The sequence below is a fragment of the uncultured Granulicatella sp. genome (assembly GCF_963521425.1).
Taxonomy (GTDB): domain Bacteria; phylum Bacillota; class Bacilli; order Lactobacillales; family Aerococcaceae; genus Granulicatella.
Genome location: NZ_CAUQUN010000010.1, coordinates 35743 through 57017 on the forward strand (window position 1 = coordinate 35743; position 21275 = coordinate 57017).

The 21275-nt window shown below is 34.0% G+C and carries 21 protein-coding genes and 1 other annotated feature; of the genes, 1 reads left to right on the plus strand and 20 read right to left on the minus strand.

Annotation, left to right across the window (positions count from 1 at the left end; translation table 11 throughout):
- Positions 1–58 precede the first annotated feature (58 nt).
- On the minus strand, positions 59–2815 hold the full coding sequence (locus RWO76_RS04015) for a DEAD/DEAH box helicase (RefSeq protein WP_314354416.1): 2757 nt from the start codon (positions 2813–2815) through the stop codon (positions 59–61).
- 215 nt (positions 2816–3030) lie between these two features.
- On the opposite strand from RWO76_RS04015, the gene RWO76_RS04020 reads away from it, so the two are divergent.
- Positions 3031–4188, plus strand: a complete 1158-nt coding sequence (locus RWO76_RS04020; RefSeq protein ID WP_314354417.1) for an aminotransferase class I/II-fold pyridoxal phosphate-dependent enzyme — start codon at positions 3031–3033, stop codon at positions 4186–4188.
- 52 nt (positions 4189–4240) lie between these two features.
- On the opposite strand, the gene RWO76_RS04025 is transcribed toward RWO76_RS04020, so the two are convergent.
- From RWO76_RS04025 to RWO76_RS04115, 19 genes are all read right to left on the minus strand, one after another.
- Entirely contained in the window at positions 4241–4930 is a 690-nt protein-coding gene (locus tag RWO76_RS04025; RefSeq protein ID WP_314354418.1) for a 5'-methylthioadenosine/adenosylhomocysteine nucleosidase, read from the minus strand.
- A 3-nt stretch (positions 4931–4933) separates the two neighbouring features.
- Positions 4934–5818, minus strand: coding sequence for a MetQ/NlpA family ABC transporter substrate-binding protein (locus RWO76_RS04030; protein WP_314354419.1), 885 nt, complete (start codon positions 5816–5818; stop codon positions 4934–4936).
- A 43-nt stretch (positions 5819–5861) separates the two neighbouring features.
- The gene (locus RWO76_RS04035) at positions 5862–6335 is read right to left on the minus strand and encodes an S-ribosylhomocysteine lyase (protein WP_314354420.1); all 474 of its coding nucleotides are present in this window, start codon (positions 6333–6335) and stop codon (positions 5862–5864) included.
- Positions 6336–6669: 334 nt separating this feature from the next.
- The gene (gene rpiA / locus RWO76_RS04040) at positions 6670–7350 is read right to left on the minus strand and encodes a ribose-5-phosphate isomerase RpiA (RefSeq protein ID WP_314354421.1); all 681 of its coding nucleotides are present in this window, start codon (positions 7348–7350) and stop codon (positions 6670–6672) included.
- Positions 7351–7378: 28 nt separating this feature from the next.
- Positions 7379–7873 carry a hypothetical protein gene (locus RWO76_RS04045; protein ID WP_314354422.1) on the minus strand — a complete coding sequence of 165 codons (495 nt, stop codon included), beginning with the start codon at positions 7871–7873 and terminating at the stop codon, positions 7379–7381.
- Between the two features lie 102 nt (positions 7874–7975).
- Complete coding sequence (locus RWO76_RS04050; RefSeq protein WP_314354423.1) at positions 7976–9199, minus strand: ABC transporter permease; 1224 nt, start codon at positions 9197–9199, stop codon at positions 7976–7978.
- Positions 9189–9881 carry an ABC transporter ATP-binding protein gene (locus RWO76_RS04055; RefSeq protein ID WP_314354424.1) on the minus strand — a complete coding sequence of 231 codons (693 nt, stop codon included), beginning with the start codon at positions 9879–9881 and terminating at the stop codon, positions 9189–9191. The genes RWO76_RS04050 and RWO76_RS04055 overlap by 11 nt, the downstream gene beginning before the upstream one ends.
- Positions 9874–11085 (minus strand): biotin/lipoyl-binding protein, encoded by a 1212-nt coding sequence (locus tag RWO76_RS04060; protein WP_314354425.1) that lies wholly within the window; start codon positions 11083–11085, stop codon positions 9874–9876. Before RWO76_RS04060 ends, RWO76_RS04055 begins: the two co-directional genes overlap by 8 nt.
- Positions 11086–11097: 12 nt before the next feature.
- Positions 11098–11574, minus strand: coding sequence for a hypothetical protein (locus tag RWO76_RS04065; RefSeq protein WP_314354426.1), 477 nt, complete (start codon positions 11572–11574; stop codon positions 11098–11100).
- A gap of 51 nt (positions 11575–11625) precedes the next feature.
- Positions 11626–12102: a hypothetical protein gene (locus tag RWO76_RS04070; protein ID WP_314354427.1), complete on the minus strand. Its 477-nt coding sequence runs from the start codon at positions 12100–12102 to the stop codon at positions 11626–11628.
- Between the two features lie 51 nt (positions 12103–12153).
- Positions 12154–12633, minus strand: a complete 480-nt coding sequence (locus RWO76_RS04075; RefSeq protein ID WP_314354428.1) for a hypothetical protein — start codon at positions 12631–12633, stop codon at positions 12154–12156.
- A gap of 231 nt (positions 12634–12864) precedes the next feature.
- Entirely contained in the window at positions 12865–14532 is a 1668-nt protein-coding gene (locus tag RWO76_RS04080; protein WP_399543088.1) for an alpha-glucosidase, read from the minus strand.
- Between the two features lie 122 nt (positions 14533–14654).
- Entirely contained in the window at positions 14655–14825 is a 171-nt protein-coding gene (locus RWO76_RS04085; RefSeq protein ID WP_314354430.1) for a hypothetical protein, read from the minus strand.
- Between the two features lie 13 nt (positions 14826–14838).
- Positions 14839–15021 (minus strand): hypothetical protein, encoded by a 183-nt coding sequence (locus RWO76_RS04090; protein ID WP_314348543.1) that lies wholly within the window; start codon positions 15019–15021, stop codon positions 14839–14841.
- Positions 15022–15033: 12 nt separating this feature from the next.
- Positions 15034–15543, minus strand: coding sequence for a tRNA (uridine(34)/cytosine(34)/5-carboxymethylaminomethyluridine(34)-2'-O)-methyltransferase TrmL (gene trmL, locus RWO76_RS04095; protein WP_314354431.1), 510 nt, complete (start codon positions 15541–15543; stop codon positions 15034–15036).
- Positions 15544–15547: 4 nt separating this feature from the next.
- Positions 15548–16744, minus strand: a complete 1197-nt coding sequence (queG, locus tag RWO76_RS04100) for a tRNA epoxyqueuosine(34) reductase QueG (protein WP_314354436.1) — start codon at positions 16742–16744, stop codon at positions 15548–15550.
- Positions 16745–17087: 343 nt separating this feature from the next.
- Entirely contained in the window at positions 17088–18392 is a 1305-nt protein-coding gene (locus RWO76_RS04105) for a CHAP domain-containing protein (RefSeq protein ID WP_314354432.1), read from the minus strand.
- Positions 18393–18654: 262 nt separating this feature from the next.
- On the minus strand, positions 18655–19920 hold the full coding sequence (gene tyrS, locus RWO76_RS04110) for a tyrosine--tRNA ligase (protein ID WP_314354433.1): 1266 nt from the start codon (positions 19918–19920) through the stop codon (positions 18655–18657).
- A gap of 79 nt (positions 19921–19999) precedes the next feature.
- Positions 20000–20196: a binding site (T-box leader), on the minus strand.
- A gap of 51 nt (positions 20197–20247) precedes the next feature.
- Positions 20248–21213 carry a hypothetical protein gene (locus RWO76_RS04115; protein ID WP_314354434.1) on the minus strand — a complete coding sequence of 322 codons (966 nt, stop codon included), beginning with the start codon at positions 21211–21213 and terminating at the stop codon, positions 20248–20250.
- Positions 21214–21275 lie beyond the last annotated feature (62 nt).

The following is a 21275-nucleotide window of genomic DNA, read 5'->3' on the forward strand; positions in this document are numbered from 1 at the left end:
TACCCTGAAAAAGAAGCCACATTTCTATTTAAAATAAATTCAATATAGAAAACCAATCTTACGCAATATTCTTTTTCTTCCTTTCAGAAATACGATTTCTCTCAATTTCAATAATTTTACTTTGTACTTCTTTTTCTGTCATTTTCTCTGAAGCAACAAACGCCTCAGCCACTAAAGAGTCTTTTGCGTACTTATCAAATTCTACTTCTTTTTTATGAATTAATGCCATAATCGGTTCATCAATACTATCTTTCGTTAGAAGTCTATAAACTAAAACATCTCTCGTTTGTCCCATTCGATACACCCTACTAATCGCTTGTTGTTCCGTGGAAGGTTTCCATTGAGGTTCACATAAAATAACAATATTAGCACTTTGAATATTCAACCCCACTCCACCAGCTTCAATTTGAGCTAACAACACCGTTTGATTACTATCTTGAGAAAATTCATCAATTACTTCTTGTCTTCTAGCAGGACTAATATCTCCAGATAGTATGTCACTAGCAGTATGTGGTACAAGTTCTCGTAATCTATATAGAACATCTGTTTTAAAAAATGAAAATACGAGTACTTTCATACCATTCTCTCTTGCCTCTTCACAAATACTTATAATTTGTTTAATTTTTTCAGATTCTTCGCCTAAGAACGCCATACGTCTTAACTTCATAACGCTACATTCTTGGCTAAAAGCTTCTGTTTCATATAATTCAATTTGCTTTTCCGAAAATTCTGACCATAGATTAACAACTTCCATTTCAGGTAATTCATCCAACACTTCAACCCTTTTTCTTCTCAAATAGACATTGGCTAGATCCTTTTTAAAACTGTCTTCATCTGGTCGTTCTCTAAACACACTTTCTGGTAAATCAGGATTTAAAACTCTCACTAAATGTTGCATCTCTCTTACATTGTTTTCTAACGGAGTTCCCGTCATGAATAATTTATAATTTGATCTTTGTGCAAGTGCAATCGAATTTTTTGTTCTCATAGCATTAGCATTCTTAATATAGTGAGCTTCATCTAGAATTAATAAATCAATTTGTAATCCCTCTAATTCTTGAACAAAGTATTTCGCCTGTTCATAGTTCGCTAATATGATCCCACCTTCTTGATTCCACTTTATAAAATCTTCCTTTTTATTTTTGTTTGAAGCAGAAAATCGATATACCGGTAATTCTGTCCACTTAAGAATTTCCTTATTCCAATTTTCTAATACACTTAAAGGTAACAAAATCATACATTTTCTTTGATGCTCTTGGAACAGATGATTCGCTACTGCTAACGCTTGAATCGTTTTACCAAGACCCATTTCATCTCCTAAAAGGATATTTTTTTGATAAAGTAAAAATTTCGCTCCAAATTCTTGATATGGACGCATCGTTACTTTTAATTGATTTTCATTAATTTGAACTTGATTCACTTTTTCAATAATAAATTTAGGCAAGTCCGAAGTACTATTATCTAATCCTTTTCCAGTAATTTTTTCTAACAGAGCATAATACGTGGCTGCTTCTTCTTTAAACTCCCGCTCTGCTGCGTCAAAAAGTATTTCATTATATCTAAGAGTCGTAAGGGCTAATAATTTGTTAAAGTTTTGATTAATTTCTAAGATTTCCTGATATAACCAATTTTCTAACTGACACCATATTGAAAAATCTTTTTCATCCAACAAAGTATCTGCAATATAACGATTTTCTGCTAAAATCATTAATTTATCATATTCTTCAAACCACTTAGTCAGTTGCTCAAAAAACTTTTCTTCAGCTTCTTCTCTTTGTTTCGAATAATTTTTATAAACAAATAATTCTGTGATTAATTTACGTTGTTCAAAACTCAAATTACTAACGCGAATTTTTGGACGAGTAGACTGTTTTACTTTATCAGCTATATCTTTTAATACATCTGATAGAAACACGTACTCCTCTTCAGTTAAAGCATACTTATCTTTTAGTTCTTCTCCAGATTGTATCATTGTAAATACTGATTTATAGCCATTTTGAATACTGATTGGAATGACTTTTTGCTCTTTTTGATAATAATCTTCAATAGTCGAAAATGAAAGCATCGATAAATCTTTTTCAAACTGTTGATTAAATAAGATTTCCCAATCTTTTATAATTTGTTTTTCTACATATCGTTTACTATCCCCTTCCAATAATTCTTGTTTTTCTTTTGCTTTTTGATAGAATTCTTTTAATATATCAGACTCAACACTATGATTCTTAATATCTTCTTCAAAAAATGAAAATAAATATTCTGCATCTAGCACCAAATCTTGCCATGGATTCGTTAGCCCACTACTTTCTTTGTCTAAATATCCCATTTTAAATAAAAACTCATCTAACAAACTTTTATTTGTATCTACTAAATATTTAGCTTCAGATAATTTCGTTTTTGTAGCTTTATTTTTAAATAGCATCAATAAAAACATGGCATCCTGTTCAACAATAAAGGATAGCTTTTCTTCTAATACTTTTAATTTATGTAGATTGTCGCTTTTATACTGCTTCAATTCTTTTAATGAAGAAGCATAGGATACAAATAAATCCCCTAAAGCTTCATCCTTCTCATGAAAAATAGAAGGATAAAATTTTTCTTTTTTCACACTATTTTTTCTTAATAATCCATTATATCTTTCTAATAAATCCAATAATCCAAATGGTAATTGACTTTCCCATTCTTCAAAAAATAATTTCTGCTTATTTTTAATAATAGATTTTATTTTTTCCCCTAATACTGGTAAACTTTCTTCTTCTAATTTCTTTATATTCGGTTGAATAATTCTTAATAATTCTTTTGCCTCATTTTTATTCAATTAGAATTTCCCCTTTTATTCTATTACTTCCGTTAATCAACAAATTTCTTTACAATATCAAATGATTAAAAACATCATAACACATTCTTCACAAAGTTTCTTTAAATTATTTCAATCTAAAGAAAAGAGATTCCTTCGACTTTTTTCGTTTCCATATTGCTAATGTTTGATAAAAAAGGTACAATTTATCTATCTATAACACAGGGGGTTAACAAATGTTAGAACATCCATTCAATCAAGTCGTTGAAAAAATTGCCGTTTCAGATATTCGTCAATTTGATGCAGAAGTTTCTCAAATTCCTGGAATCATCAAATTAACATTAGGTGAACCAAATTTCAACACACCAGAACATATTAAAGAAGCTGCTATTCAAGCAATTCGTGATAATCATTCCCACTATACTCCAAATGCTGGGATTCCTGAATTACGCCAAGCAACAGCAGAATACTACAATAAAAAATTCAATTTAAACTATACAGCAGAACAAGTTATCACTACTATCGGAGCTACTGAAGCGATTAACGCTAGCTTCCAAGCGATTTTGAATCCTGGAGATACAGTGATTGTTCCTACTCCAGTTTTCCCATTATATATGCCAATTACAATGGTGAACCAAGGGAACTTTATTACAGTAGACACTAGTGAAGATGGATTTATTTTAACTCCAGAAAAATTACGTGCTACTATCGAAGCTCATCCAGAAAAAACTTTTAAAGCAGTTGTATTAGTATATCCAAGTAACCCAACAGGGGTAACTTATTCTAAAGAACAATTAGAAGCTTTAAGCGTTGTCTTAAAAGAATACGGACTTTGGGCATTATGTGATGAAGTTTACGCTGAATTAACGTATAGCGGTACTCACACTTCATTAGCTTCATTCTTACCAGATCAAACAATCGTAATTACAGGTTTATCTAAATCTCACGCAATGACTGGATGGAGAATTGGGTACATTCTTGGACCTGTTCCATTTATTAAAGAAGTTGTTAAAACTCACCAATATATGGTTACTTCTCCAAGTAGCTCAAGCCAATATGGAGCTTTAGCTGCAATGTTACACGGACAAGGTGACTGCGATATTATGAAAGTAGAATACCAACAACGTCGTGATTATCTTGCAAAAGAATTACGTCGCTTAGGATTCGAAGTAGCAAGTCCTGATGGAGCTTTCTATCTATTTGCTAAAATTCCTGCAAAATGCGGAACAAATTCATGGGCATTCGTTCGTGACCTTGCAAAAAATGCTAAAGTAGCATTAATCCCTGGGGTTTCATTTGGACCTGGTGGAGAAGGCTACGTTCGTTTCAGCTACGCTGCTTCAATGGAAAACTTAACAGAAGTAGTCACTCGATTAGAAAAATATTTAGCTTAATACAAAAGGCTGGGATTCACCCCAGCCTTTTTACTTTATATTCATAATCTTACTACAACTCTTCCACAAGAGTACAAACTGCCTCAAACGCATGTTTTGAAGCTAGTTCAAGAGTTGCCTCAAATGTATCTGGAGCTTCTCCCCCAACATGATCACTTACCCCACGAATATTCAACACAGGAATATCATAGAAATGAGCAACTTGAGCTAATGGCGTTGATTCCATATCACTTGCTACAATATCCGGTAAATGTTCACGAATATTTTGTACAGTTTCAATCGAGCTCATAAAAGAATCACTCGTTGCAATAAAACCACTGTGAATCCCAAATTCTGTAATACGCTCCTGTAAAATGCGTTCAACTCTTTCCTTCAATTCACTATCTACGGGATACGATTCTGGCATTTGAGGAACTTGACCCCATGCATAATCAAAACCTGTCGCATCCACATCACTATATCCAAATTTCGTTGAAACAATGACATCTGCAAGCGCAAAATCTTCATTAAAACTCCCCGTAGTTCCAGTATTAATGATTAGTTCCGGTTGAACTTTATCACAAAGCCATGCTGCTGTAGCTGCAGCATTTGCTTTTCCAATTCCAGACTGAACAAGATAGAGATTCTCATGAACTTCTAGAATTCGAATCGGACCTTTTGAAAACACTTCTTTTTTTGGTGCGTAGTGTTCTTCAAAAGGATGAAGCTCTTCTTTCATCGCAGCAACAATCGCTATTTTCATCGATTATTTACCCCACACTTCAGAAATAGGTTTCTTCACTTCTACTTTTGTTCCTTGGAATTTATCTGAAATGAATTTTTGAACATCTGCATCATGATATAAATCTACTAATTTCTTATAATCATCATTAGATTCATTTCCACTCTTCACAACAATCACATTAATACTTGTAATAGTGGATGCATCTGCTTTTTCATAGAATAAAGCATCTTTCAATACATTTAATCCACCTTCAAGAGCAATCGTATTTCCGATAGCAATTAAATCTGCATCATCTAATACACGAATACTTGTAGTATCATCAATTAATAAAAATTCAAAGTTTTTCTTATTTTCTACGATATCACTTGGAGTACCTGTACCTTCTTTGAAATCTGCTGATAATTTAATCAATCCAGCAGTTTCTAGTAAACGAAGCGCACGTGTTGTATTGTAAGGATTATCTGGAATTGCAATTTTAGCACCATTTGGTAGGTCATTTAATGATTTTACTTTTTTAGAATAAAGTCCCATAGGTTCGATATAAGTTGTTCCAATCGGTGTTAGTTTAGAACTATTGGAGGCGTTAAATCCTTGTAAATATCCAATTGATTGAAAGGCATTCGCATCTACGGAACCTTCTGCAACTGCTTGGTTTAATGGCACACCCCCATTTAATTCTTCGACTTCAATTTTTAATCCTGCTTTTTTTGCTTGATCTGTTTCGGCAATATGTCTCCAAATTTCAGCATCAGAACCAACAGAAGCAACTTTCACTGTTTTTAATGCTGTATTTGAAGAGTTTGAATTTGAAGTTGTTGAGTTTGATGTAGTTTGATTGCTGCAAGCAGCTAGTGCTACAACTGCAGAAAGTGCAAATAAAGATTTTGTAATAGTTTTTAAGTTCATATGGAAATTCTCCCCTGGGTGTTACTAATATTTGTATATGCGATTAAATCACTCTACGTTCAAATGGATCAATACTGATTCCTTGCTCTAATACTTGTTTAGCATATTCCTTTGCTCCAAATAAAGAGTGATCACGGTAATTCCCACATTGAACAGCAGAAATACCTTGAATATCTTCAAATTGAATCTTTTCAACAATTTGTTCTAAAGTTGATTTTAATGCACGAGCAATATCTTCTGCGGAACGTTCTTCCCATAAAATTAAGTGGAATCCTGTACGACAACCGAACGGTGAAATATCGATAATCCCATCGATACGATCACGAAGTAAATCTGCCAATAAGTGTTCAAATGTATGAATTACTCCGGTCGGCATTTCTTGTTTATTTGGTTGTAAAAAGCGAATATCAAAATTCGAAATAACATCTCCTTTTTTCCCGTATTCGTTTGAAATTAATCTCACGTAAGGTGCAATCACCTTGTTGTGATCTAATGTAAAGCTTTCTACTTCAGCCATATTGAATTCCCCCTGTCATGATAAAAAAAGAATAAAACTTCTAATAAAAGAACCGTTCCCACTCTTTTTTATATCATTTCAATTAAGTTATATCGAAATGATACAGTAGTCCCCATTGAAATTCAACGTAAAAACGAACTTTCCCTTATACTAAATAAATATAGTTCGTTATTCGTATTAGTTATACCTGTATCAAATCTATACAAATCCGCTATAAAGGTTATTTGTGAATGATAATGAACATAAAAATTAGTTTATCTCTAATCTCACCGACACTTTCTTAAGTAAGCGCAAAAAAAAGCCTGGAATAAAAATCCCAGACCTTTTCTCTCTATTATTCTAAAGTTTGCACTTTCACACCAGCCGGCGTTCCAATTAAAACTGTTTCTGTCATATTTGTAAATAATCCTTGTTCCACTACTCCCGTTAGAGCTTTTAATTCTGATCCAAATGTCACAGGATCTTTAATTGGGAATACATCTAAGTCAATAATATAATTTTGACTATCTGTTAAATAACGTTCTCCATTTTCTAATACTCGGAATTTTGGACGATAGCCTTTTGCTTCGAATTTTTTGAATAATTGTTCTGAACCATAAGGAATCACTTCTACTGGAAGTGGGAAACGACCTAAATAATCCACCATTTTAGATTCATCGACAATCCAAATAATACGTTTTGATTGTTCTGCAACAATTTTTTCAAATAATAACGCACCACCGCCACCTTTAATTCCTGAAAAATCAGGAGCAATTTCATCTGCTCCATCAACTGTTACATCAATAAAATCTACTTCGTCTACACTTTTCAATGGAATTCCTAACTTCTCAGCTTGTTCTTTTGTACGTTTTGAAGTTGTTACACCAATAATATCTAAGCCTTCTTCTTTTACACGTCTACCAATTTCTTCTACAAAATAATAAGCTGTAGAACCTGTCCCTAGACCTACTGTCATACCTGATTCAATATAAGTTGCGGCCTGTTTGCCGACCATCTCTTTCATGTTCACACGCATACCCTCCAATATGATTCAACTATTCTTATTATAGCATAAATTCTTTTACTCGTTTCAAATCTTCTTGTAATTGCTCATAGATTTGTCGCATTTCTTCAGCAGACAAACTCAATTCTACTTCAACCGTTTTCGTTTGTTTCTTCTCCTCTTCTTCTTGATAAAGAAACACTTCTTCTTCATCCAATTGAGCCAGATCAATTCCAATGACTTGAGAAGCCGTTGTTAAAATATTTTCTGGTGCAATGACCCATGTCATTACATAATCCTCTTCCAATTTTTCTAATAACACAGCTAATCTAGATTGTTCAAATTCTGAAGAATACTCTTCTCCTTTTTCTAATAAGTTCTTCATCGCCAACAGACATTCTTCCAATTGTGCTACAGATAATAAGTTTATGACTTCTTGATAAGCTTGTTCATGATGAGAAACTTGTAAGAACACATCTGTTTGTATGTTGTGAGTTTGAGGATGGATAGCTAAAAAGTTTAATTCAAATATAAAATCTCCTTCTGAAATCTTCATGCGCTCACCTCTTTCTTCGTTTTATTGCCATATCTATAGTACAAGTTTCTCTTTCATGTTTCAATCATTTCAAAGAAAAAAGGCTGGAGTTTCTCCAACCTCTTAACGTAATATTTCAATGACATCTTTATTCGCAGCAGATTTAGCAGGAAATACACTAAATACAATTCCAATAAAGACAGATACTCCAACGGTTAATGCTACTGCTGTCCAGTCGGTATAAATTTTGAATGGTAGGAAATTCGAAATCAACATCGCAATTAATACCCCTGTTACATATCCGATAATTCCTCCAATAGAAGTAATCATAATTCCTTCTAATAAAAATTGTAATTGAATCGAACCTTTAGTAGCTCCCATTGCACGACGAATCCCAATTTCTTTTGTTCGTTCAGATACTGAAATATACATCATATTCATCACCCCAACACCTGCAATGAATAAAGAAATTCCGGCTACTGCTGAAACGAAATAAGTTAGGCCATCTAACACTTTTCCAATAATATCCATTTGAGCAGCTACGTCAATAAAATTATATTTCCCAGAAGTATGTTTTGAACCCACTTCATTTAAATGAGTTTCCACTTTTTTTGCGACATCTTTTGCTACATAGCCTGGTTTAATAAATACTTTTAGTCCATTCACGTTTTCTTCTTTTTTATGATAATGTTGATGAGTAGTAGCTGGAATATGGACGGCTTTATAAGGATCTGCACCAGTAAAAATGGCTTGCAGCGCATCTACTTTACTCGTTGGTTTAACCCCTTTAATATAGTACACTTCTCCATCAATGGTTACCCCATGTCCTAGCGCTTGTTTTGAACTAGCAAACAACAATTTTGCTAACTCTTCATCAATAATGGCTACTTTTTTATTCGCATCAATATCTACTTGGGAAATATTTTCTCCAACCGTCAAAGACTCTTTTGTTGCAGCTTTTTCTAATCCAAGTACAACATGTTCTGTCGATTTCTTTGTTGGAATCGAAACACCGAAAATATAATTTTGTTCCTTTGTTTCAGGAATTTCTGTTCCCGAAACTCCTTCAATACTTTCTACACCAATACGGTCTTGTTTTGAAAAAGCTTTTTCTACTTTTTGAACAGATTGTGGATTATCAGGTTGATAGAAAAATTGTACAGTTACTTTCCCATTATCTTCACCAGCTAATCCTGAAACAGCCATTTTTTGGAATCCTTTCCCAAGACTCATAATCGTAATAACAGCTGCAATTCCGATAATAATTCCTAACATCGTTAAAATTGTACGACGAGCATTTCCTTTTAAAGAATGCAGAGCGGATCCTAATAATACACTAAATTTCATGTGGAATCCCCTCCTTTTGTTCATGAATCACACCATCAATTACATGGATAACACGAGAACAATACTTCGTCAAAGTCGGATCATGCGTCACCATTACAATCGTTACACCATCTTCACGATTTAAACGATATAAAATATCCATAATACTGGTAGAAGTTTTACTATCTAATGCTCCTGTTGGTTCATCAGCAATAATGAATTTTGGACTATTCACTAATGCCCGAGCAATTGCCACTCTTTGTTTTTGACCACCTGAAAGATGGCGAGGATATTTTTCTAATTTATCTCCTAGACCTACTTTTTCAAGCGCTTGTTTTACTTTTGAATGAGTTTGTCGAGGCGTTAATCCACGATATAATAAAGGTAGACGAACATTTTCTTCGACTGTTGCTTGTTCAATTAAGTTAAAATCTTGAAAAACAAATCCAACCGTAGAATTGCGAACTTTGGAAATTTGATTATCACTCAAATTGGAAACAGACTCATCATTGAAAGAATATTTTCCTTCATATTTAGAATCTAGGAATCCTAATATATTAATGAGGGTAGATTTCCCAGAACCAGAAGGTCCCATTATTCCAACAAATTCTCCTTGAGTAATACGGACAGTCACATCATTTAATACATGTAACTGCTCATCTCCAACTTTATAATATTTATGAATATGTTCTAGTTTAATCATGGGACTTCACCGACTCTTCCAATTGTGTAGAAGACACCGCTGCTCCATCTGTAATGTCTGAATCTGGATTTGCAATCACTTTATCTCCAATACTTAATCCTTCTTGAACAATCCATTGGAATCCTTTTTTCACACGTTTAATATTTTTGCGTTTAGCTACCCCATTATCATATAAATACACATATTCTTGTTCTCCATCTTTTTGAATGGCTTGTTCAGTTAATACTAAGCCTTTTTGAGGGATTTTCACTTGAACCGTAAAGCCATTCGGAAGAGAAATTTCTGGTTTTACAATTACATCATAACGAGCAACACTATGACCTCCACTACTAGAAGCTGAACTTGGAGAAGTTGGCAATGTTGGCACTGGATTAGCACCACTTCCTGACGGATCAGTAGAAACAAATGAAATCGTTCCTTTAATCTCTCGATCTTGAGCTTTCACATATACAGTTACATCAGTTCCTTTTTCAACAGATTCATAATCATATTCAGAAACTGTCGTTTTCACTTCGCTATCTTTACTTGTAATTTTAATGAAGGCTAATTGTACATTTGTTTTCCCTTCTGGATTAATACTAATCGTTCCTGCAATATCTGCTGTTACACTTGAGCTTGTTTTTTTAGAAAGACGTTCGATTTTTGTGTTTACATCTTCAATATTATTGTTCATATCACGAATGGCTTTTTGAGTTCCCTCGATTGCTTGGTCAAAGGCTGTCGTATCCATAGCTCCTACATGAGCTGTTTGATTCGCTGCTCCTTGTTGGTTTTGAGCAGGAACCTCTTTTTCTAACTCTTGTTTTGCTTGAGCTTTACGATTCTTTTGTGTTTCTAATTCTTGATATAGACGATCACGTTCAGCAACTAGACGACTCACTTGTCGATTTAAATCGGCAACTTCGTCACTAAGCGTTTCATTATCATATTCAAATAACACATCGCCTGCTTCTACTTCTTGACCATCTGTTACTTTTACTTGAGCGACTTGCCCTTTTTGAGGATCCACATGATAGCTTTGCTCTTTAGCCGTTTCAATATTTCCATCTAATACTAAAGGCTCCTGTTCCGTTAACTCCATAATTGTATAATGGTGTTCTTCTTTCTTTTCTGGAGAGCGTAATTTTAAAAATCCTAATACGATTACAATAACAGCTCCTAATACCATTACGCTAATCATGCTCCATTTTAATGTTTTACTCATTCATAACTCTCCTTAACGTTTCGCTACTTCTTGTGCCCATTTTTGATAAGTTACATATAACCACGCTAATAAACCGGCAATAATCGCTGGGACAACATAAGTAGCTACACTGAATTTTTGATGATTGAAAATATCATTAGCAATTTGCATTAAAATTGAAAAGACGTGAATTCCAATCGCATAAAAGAATAAATTCTTATCTGGTAATGCTTGAGTTTTAGCACTCTTTCCAATTTTGTGGTATAAAATCGTTGCAAAAATACATAATAGGAAGAATAATAGAAAAACTGCTACTCCAACCCCAGCCGTTTCAGAACTATGTTCTACACCTTTTTTGGCTAATTCTTCTTGCACACTTGGAACAAATGTAGACGCTACTCCAATTAATACAAAGAGATTCCCAAAAATTCCAATAATATTCCAAACTTTTAAGCCGGTAGCTATTTTACTAACTACTCCTGCATATTTTTCAATTTTTTGTGTATCCATGTTTCATTCCTCCTAACGGTTGTTTTCAAACTTCTAAATATCACATCATTTTTATTTTTTTGATACTTCTTGTGCCCATTTTTGATAAGTCACATATAACCATGCAAGTACTCCAGCAATAATCACAGGAATAACAAAAGTAGTTATACTGAATTCTTTATGATTGAAAAGATTACTAGCAATTTGCACTAAAATCGAAAATGCGTGAATGCCAATCACATAGATGAATAAATTTTTATCTGGTAATGCTTGAGTTTTAGCACTCTTTCCAATTTTGTGATATAAAATTGTTGCAAAAATACATAATAGGAAGAATAATAGGAAAAGTGCTACCCAAACTCCTGTCGTTTCAGAACTATGTTCTACACCTTTTTTGGCTAACTCCTCTTGCACACTTGGAACAAATGTAGACGCTACTCCAATTAATACAAAGAGATTCCCAAAAATTCCAATAATATTCCAAACTTTTAAGCCGGTAGCAATTTTACTAACAACTCCTGCATATTTTTCAACTTTTTGTGTATCCATGTTTCATTCCTCCTAGCGATTATTTTACAACTCCAAAAAAATCACATTTTTTTATTTTTTCGCTACTTCTTGCTCCCATTTTTGGTATGTCACATATACCCATGCTAGTAATCCAGCAACAATCGCAGGGAAAATATATGCAGTAATATCAAATCCTAATCCACTCATCAATTGATTCACAACTTGCATCACAATTGAAAACGCAAAAACCCCAATCGCATAATGTAATAAATTTTTATCAGGTAATACTTGAGCTTTAGCACTTTTTCCAATTTTGTGGTATAAAATTGTTGAAAAAATACATATTAATAAAAACACTACAAGAACTGCTATTCCAAATCCAATATTTTCTTTTGTGAGATATGGATTTTTTACTTTTGCTAATTCTTCTTGAACTTGTGGTATTAATAATATTGCCATTCCTAAAAGACCAAAAGCATTTCCAACAATCCCAATAATATTCCAAACTTTTAACCCCTTAGAAACTTTTCTTATAACTTCTGCATATTGTTCAACTTTTTGTGTATCCATGATACATTCCTCCTCAAAACTTTTTTTAAAAAGAATAGGTTAGTTACTCTTTTAGCTAACTATATACCCAGCATTCTTTTTTGTCAATAAGTTTCTTTATTTTTTATTACGCTCATTATACACCGGTTGTTTCCGTTTTCATATAGGAATTTTTCGTATTTAATCATTCTTAAGGATCTATGATTTACAATAAAAAAACGCTCTTCCAAAAAGAGCGTTTCCTTCAGTCTATTAATCTTCTAATTCACAGACAAGCGCTTGATAGCCAGCAAGAGAAAGTTGATCTCCTTGTCCATTCATTTGTGCTGGAATATTGGCTAGCAATACTTTTCTTATCGGTGTTGGTAAAGTTACCGTTTGAGATTCTGCTTGATAATTGACTAATACAAGCACACGTTTTTCCCCACGTCGCTCATAAGCAATCATATTTTTCACTTCTTCTAAAACAGGAACAAATTTCCCTTCACGAATGGTTGAACCATAAACTTCATCACGATACAAAGCAGTTAGCGCTCTATAATAATTCAAGATGGATTGTGGGTTATCTTCCTGCGCTTCTACATTAATGTCTCTTTGTGGCTGTTTTGAAACAAGCCAAGCTTCTCCGGTTGTAAATCCTAACTTCTCTTCACTATTCCATTGCATTGGAGTACGAGCATTATCACGACTATATTTTGAAATAGCCTTCAACGCTTCTTCATCTGTTAGCCCTGCTTCTTTTGCAACATGATATTCATTTAATGTATTAATATCATCAAAATCTTCAATCGATTCAAAAATTTGATTTTCCATCCCAATCTCTTGTCCTTGATAAATAAAAGGAATCCCTTTTCGAAGCATTTGCACGGTCGCAAGAGCTTTTTTACTAATTTCTGTTACTTCTCCTTCAGGAATATAATGAGAAACTCCACGTGGCTCATCATGATTTTCAATAATCGTTGATAATACACCAATGGAATCCGCACGACGATGCGCCTTGAAAATACTATCTTTTAATTCTTCTGCAGTAGGCAAATAATGGCTATACCAACCATTTCCTTTTTGTCCTAAAATCGTTTGTTTGAAATCAAAAATAGACGAGAATACTCCCTCTTCACCAATAAAGAAATGTAATTCTTCATCCGTTTCATTAAATACTTCTCCTACTGTAAAAGCATTATAGCGCTCAAATGTTTTTTCCTTCATTTCTTGTAAAAATGGTTCAATTGGCTGCGCATTTACTAATGAATAACGAACAGGAACAAGCCCATTTTCTTGTTCAGATGGTAATGAACGCCACTCTAAATCCTTTTTAATATTAATAATGGCATCAATACGAAATCCTCCGATTCCTTTTTCTAACCACCAATTAATCATTGTATAAATTTCTTCACGTACGACAGGATTTTGCCAATTTAAATCAGGTTGTCCTTTATGGAATGAGTGTAAATAATATTTATTTGTTCCAGGAACTTTATCCCACACACTGCCTCCAAAATAAGTTTCCCAGTTATTGGGTTCTTTTTCACTTTCAATAAAATAGAAATAATCTGCATAAGGGCCATCTGGATCTGCTAATGCTTTTTGAAACCATTCATGTTGATCAGAGCAGTGGTTCACTACTAAATCCATAATAATTGAAATACCACGTTTTTTCGCTTCAGCAATTAGTTCTTCCATATCTTCCATTGTTCCAAACTGTGGATCAATCGCATAATAATCTGCAATATCATATCCTTGGTCGACAAACGGACTCTTATACACAGGAGACAACCATAAAATATCAATTCCCAAACTTTGTAAGTAATCGAGTTTTTCAGTAATTCCTTTTAAATCTCCAATTCCATCTCCATTACTATCATTAAAACTTTTTGGATAAATTTGATAAGCTACTTTGCCTTTCCACCAATCTTTTTCCATCATTGGTAGCCTCCTTCACAATCGTTAATGACTTTATTCTGATACAATTCCCTCACACTGTCAAGCAACAAAAAAGAGATAAACGATTGTTTCCGTCTATCTCTTGAAAAATAATTGCTGTCTTATAAACGCTTGCTATATTTACGATATTGATAATATCTATAAGCATAAACGCTAGTACGATATAAATAGAAAATCACTAAAATAGCAAATAATTTATTATGTACAACCGTTAATATAACACAAGCACATGCTATTATAAACATGATTATTGCATAAACTAAATCTTTCATTCTCACACCTCCATTACTTCTCTTCTTTTTTCTGTTTATCTTTAACATATCGATACGCATTAAAAGCACTAGAAATTCCAAATAAAGCAGCGACTAATGCATACCATTTATTATCGATCACTGCTAGTAACGCAAACGAAAGGGTACATAATGCATAAATAATCGTATTCCATAAATACAAAGGAATGTTCTTCATCTGCCTGTCTCCTTATTTCAATTTATCATGTTCATAAGTATGAACTAATTCTAAGCCTTTAAACCTTTGCTGTCTTAATGCTTCATAAACAACAATTGCTGCTGTATTCGACAAATTTAAGGAACGAACGTGAGTGTCATTCATCGGTAATCTTAAACAACTTTCTTCATGTTCACGCATAAATTCTTCTGGTAATCCTGTTGTTTCTTTTCCAAAAATGAAAAATTGCTCTTCATCCTTTGCCAAATCGACTTCATCATAAGTATGATTCGCAAATTTTGTAATTAAATAAATGGGACGATTACCTAAATATTCCATAAATGCTTCTAGTGAATCATGATACGTAATATCCACATCATTCCAATAATCTAGACCCGCACGTTTTAAATGCTTATCATCTGTTGAAAATCCTAATTGCCCCACTAAATGTAGCGGTGAATTCGTTGCTGCACAAGTACGCGCAATATTTCCAGTATTCGCTGGAATTTGTGGTTCAAATAATACAATATGATTAATCGTCATAAAATCACTCCTCAGGATTTTTTGGTAGTTTTTCGTGTAATGTTTGAATTGCTTCTTCTAATTCAACAACTAAATCGGTTTCTTCTTTCGTTGTTGCTTCAACTTTTCGAGCTTTTTCTAACATTTCTGTAAAATAATGAATCAGTTCTTCACTCGATTCTGAAATAATCTCACTCACAGCCCAAGCTGCAGTTCCTTTAATAACAGGTCGCATATCTTCCTTCATTACTTTCAATAATAGAGGAACAGCTGTTTTATCACGGTAATTTGCTAGCGCAATAATCGCATTTCTCTGCAGTGGCTTCTTTCCACGCCACGAACCAGCCATCTTTCCAAATCGCTCTTTGAATTCCTTATTCGAAATCGTCACTAATGGTTTTAACAATGGATGCGTTTCTTCCACAGATGGTTCCATTTCAGGATGTAAATGAAAATCTTTCCCTTTATTATACGGACAAACTTGCTGGCAAATGTCACAACCATAAATAACATGCCCTATTTTTTTACGATATTCCTTCGGCATAAAGCCCTTCGTTTGTGTTTGATAGGATAAACAACGTTGGGCATTCATTTTACCATTTCCTAATAAAGCATTAGTTGGACAAAAATCTACACAGCGTGTACAATCTCCACAACCGTAATCAACGGGACTATCCACTGGAAATTCAATATTCGTAATTAATTCGCCTAAATAAACATAGGAACCAAATTCCTTTGTCACTAATAAACCATTTTTTCCAACAAAACCTATCCCAGCACGTTCAGCAACACGGACATCGATTAATTCTCCCGTATCCACCATTGGTTTAAACGCAACATCTTCTTGATTCACTTCACTTTTAATATAGTCAATTAAAGCTTCCATTCTTCTAGATAAAATAAAATGGTAATCTTCTCCCCAAGAAGCTCTCGCAAAAGCTCCACGTCGCTCACCTTTTACACGTTCAGGCTTCTTACTCGGTAAAGTCGGATATGCCAAAGCAATCGAAATAATCGTCTTAGGAGAATCAAAAATCTTCTCTGGATAAATTCTCTCTTCTAAAATTGGATGCTCAAATCCCGTTGTATGTCCTAACTCTTTAGATTCTTGCATCCCTTGAGCTAAATGATCAAAGGGTGCAGCAGAAGCAAATCCGATTTTATCGATACCCAGTTCCTTACTTTTCTTTTGAATTTTTTCTTTTAAAAGAGCTGTATCCATCGATTCACTTCCTTTCACTTTCATTGATTACTCTTCTTATTGTAACTCATTTTTCATAAAAAAACGATAAAAAAAAAACGCTAGCCTTCGGTGTCAATCACGGCGAAAGTTAACGTTAGTCTAGAGAGTCGATTATTTAGCAAATACTTACTAAATAAAGCGATGAACTTATCTTAACTTTTTTTTATAAAAAAATCAACATTTTTTATAAAAAATCTTTTGCGATTTTTTGTAAAATTCCACTCACTCCAAATTCCGTAACTGAGACCATATAAAACCGCTAGCACCTCTTCCATAAAGAAAAAAGGATGAATCCCTTAATGAGATTCATCCTTCATTCATATTATAATCCAAAATTGATATACGTTGCTTGAGCAGCAATGTTTGCAGGAATTGTACGAGTTGAAATTACGTTTACACCTTGTACGTTCATTTCTGAGATGAATAATGATCCATCAGCATTTACACGTTCAACGAATCCAACGTGACCATATACAGGATCTGCTCCTGCTAAGCCTCTTTGGAACACAATTGCTGTACCAGCACGTGGAGTTGATGAAACTCCATAACCTGCAGCAGCAGCATTTCCTGACCATTCAGCAGCATTTCCTAATGCTGGAGTGCTAATTGGTGCTCCTAATTGTGCAAAACGGTTATATACATAATATGTACATTGTCCAAAATATCCACCATTTAAAGCTGCTACAAACGATGGGTCTGGAGCTGCAAACGAGCCACCAACCACGATATTTGCTGCTTTAGCTGGTGCTGGAGTTGATACAGTTGTTGCTACTGTTGAAGTTGTAGAAGCTGCTTCACTCTTAGCTGCAATTGTCGCTGGAGTAGCTGCTGTTGCGGCTGCTGGAGTAGCTGCTGCTGTTGCAACTGCTTCTTCTGTTGCTTTTAACATTGCTTCTTTTGCTGCTTCTGCTGCTTTTTGTGCTGCTGCTTTTTCAGCATCTGCACGAGCTTTTTCAGCAGCCAATCTTTCTTTTTCTTGAACTAAACCATCACGAGTTGCAATTGCTTCTAATTCTTCATTTGAAAGATTTGCTAAAGTAACTTTATGTTTTGTAAATGTTGCACTTAATTCAGATTGTAAATTTTGTAATTGTGCTTCATTTGCTTCTTGTTTTGCTAAATTAGCTTTTTGAGCTTGTTCTTTCGTTTCAACTTGCTCTTTATCACGAGATTGTTCTTGCATTAATTGACGATTTGCACCAACTAAGTCAACAATAACCCCAATACGATTCACTACATCTGTAATAGAATCCGCATTTAATAAGAAGTCTACGTATGAACGTGCTCCATTCACTTGTACTGCACGAGCTTGATCTTGTAAACGTACATTACGTTCGGCAATCAATGTTTCAAGTTTTGAAATTTCTGATTTTAATACTTCTAAGTTTGCTTTAGCAGTTTCTTGTTCTGCTTGAACTGAATTAATTCTTGATTGTACATTTGATAAATCTTGAGATAATTGTTCTACTTGACTTGCTACTGCTTGTTTTTGATTATTTAAATTTTGAATTTGAGAATTTGCTGAGTTAATTTGTGTTTCAATATCTTGAGCATTTACTGATGGTGCTAAAGAACCTAATGCTAATACTGTTCCTGTTACTACGAAAGTTAATAACTTCTTATTCAAATGATTCCCTCCAAACGGCTTTACTTATATAAATGGCACTAAATGAAAGTGCTTATAATTCTTACTGGTAACATCATAACATAGGACTAAAACCCTATGTTGATTTTCGCAGAATTGTATCGTCATTGTAACAAAACTGTAACATTCCGTTTTTTTGTTGAAATCATTCACTATTTATTATTTTATTTTGTCATGAATCTCATGCCATAGACATACTTCTAACATCAAAAAAGGCTAGATTTCTCTAACCTTTTAGCAAATACTATTTTAATTTGACTAAGAAATATTTTTTCTTACCACGACGAACTAATACAAAACGACCTTCAAAGGATTGTTCTGGAGTCCAGACATGTTCTAAATCTGTAATTTTTTCTCCATTAATCGAGATTGCACCATTTTGAATATCTTCACGAGATTGACGACGACTTGGCTCAATTCCTAGGTCTACTAACCAAGTTGCTAAGTTTTGTTCTACTTTTTCACTTTCAAATGTTGGCATATTTTTGAATCCTTGTTCAATTTCATCCGCATTTAATTGTTGAACATCACCAGTGAATAAAGCATTTGTAATTTTTAAGGCATCTTGTAATGCTGCTTCACCATGTACAAAACGAGTTACTTCTTCTGCTAAACGTTTTTGTGCTTGACGTTTATGCGGTTCTTCTTGCACAGCTGTTTCTAATGCTTCAATTTCTTCTTTTTCTAAGAATGTAAAGTATTTAATATATTTAATCACATCACGGTCATCTTGGTTTAGCCAAAATTGGTAGAATTCATATGGAGTTGTTTTTTCTGGATCTAACCATACTGCACCACCAGCTGATTTCCCGAATTTTGTACCGTCAGATTTTAACATCAATGGAATTGTCAATCCATACGCACGAGCTTCTGCTCCTTCTACTTTACGAATTAATTCTAAACCGGCTGTAATATTTCCCCATTGGTCAGCTCCGCCAATTTGCACTTGAACATCTTCTTTACGGAATAATTGTAAGAAATCGATGGATTGTAAAATTTGGTAAGAAAACTCTGTAAATGAAATCCCTACTTCTAAACGACTTGCAACAACATCTTTTGCTAACATTGTATTTAAGTTGAAATGTTTCCCATAATCACGTAAGAAGTCTAATAAAGATAGTTCTTTTGTCCAATCATAGTTATTCACTAATCGAACAGCTTCTTGGTCTTCTTGACTTGTTAAGAATAAACGTTTCATTTGAGCAGTTAATTTTTCAACATTATGTTGCACTTGTTCTTTTGTTTGTAAAACACGTTCACTTGTACGTCCACTTGGATCTCCAATCGAACCTGTTGCTCCCCCAATTACAATAACTGGACGGTGACCTGCTAGTTGGAAACGACGCAAAATCATAAACGGAATTAAATGTCCAATATGCATACTATCTCCTGTTGGATCCACACCACAGTATAATGAAACTGATTTTTCTTGCGTTAATTGACGCAAACCTTCTTCATCTGTCATTTGATTAATGGCACCACGCCACATTAAATCATCAATAATATTCATACAAATCCTCCTTATATTGTTGCAATTTTCTTACACAGTTTTCTAGCAAATAAAAAAAGCCCCTAATAGCTAAGAAGCTATTAGGGACGACTTTGCCGTGTTACCACCCATTTTGTAGTTAAAAACTACCTCTCAAATCCTTATCGCGGATAGACGCTGTTTGTCACAGTTTGCTCTCAAGTGTACTTCGATTCTAGGTTGGATTGTCTTGCACCTACCGACAATTCTCTTTTTGCTCCGATGCTAGTCTCTACTGCGCTTGATCATTGCTCTCGATTTAATTGTTATCAGTATACTGACAATCCTTAAAACTGTCAACTGCTTTTACTAGCGAACCCACGCTCCAGTTGCATCTACTTGATAACCATCTGATGTTTTTTCTGAAACAGCCATTTTACCACTGTCTTTTAAGAAATACCATTTTCCAGATGACTCAACCCAGCCTGTCTTCATTTCACCTGATGGTGCAAAATAATACCAATCATCATTCCATTGCACCCAACCTGTTTCCATACCACCTGAAGTGTTGAAGTAATACCATTTTCCTTCCACTTGAACCCAGCCAGTTTCCATTGCGCCAGATTCATTTAAGTAGTACCAAACTCCATTGAGATTTTTCCATCCTGTTTGCATACTTCCATTTTCATTCAAATAATACCATTTTCCTTTTACTTGAACCCAACCTGTTTCCATTGCACCAGATTCATTTAAGTAGTACCAAACTCCATTCAAATTTTTCCATCCTGTTTGCATTTTTCCAGATATATCGAAATAATACCATTTATCTTTTACTTCTACCCAACCTTTTGAAACAACACCACGTTCTGGAATGTAATACCAATGTCCATCATCGAATACCCATTTTTCTTGTAAATAGCCTTGTTCATTAAAGTAAAAATACCCTTTATCTGGCACAGATGTATGAATATCATCGCCTTCAACAACATTAATCAAACCTTGTTGAACAACTGGTAATACTTGCCAACCTTTTAATGGTTTGAAGTTATCTCCAATAAATACCCAAGTATTATCGACTGCTTGCCATTTTAACGCACGTTTTCCATCACGATATAATACTTTGCTGCCGTCTTTTTCAACTTTCCATTTAGGCGTACTATATCTAAATGGTTGTCCACACTTCGATACAGGTACATGTGCATCCCCTTTAACAAGAGCGTTCTCTTGAACTACACATTTTGGAATTATCCCTTCATTTTCAGCAGCTTGAACATTGTTTGTTGCTACAAAAGTTGATAACGCCATCGCACCTAATAAAAACTTCATTTTACTCATTATTTTCACTCCCCTTTACTTGTGTGAATATCTTAGCAAACCCACCTTTTATTTGTCAATAT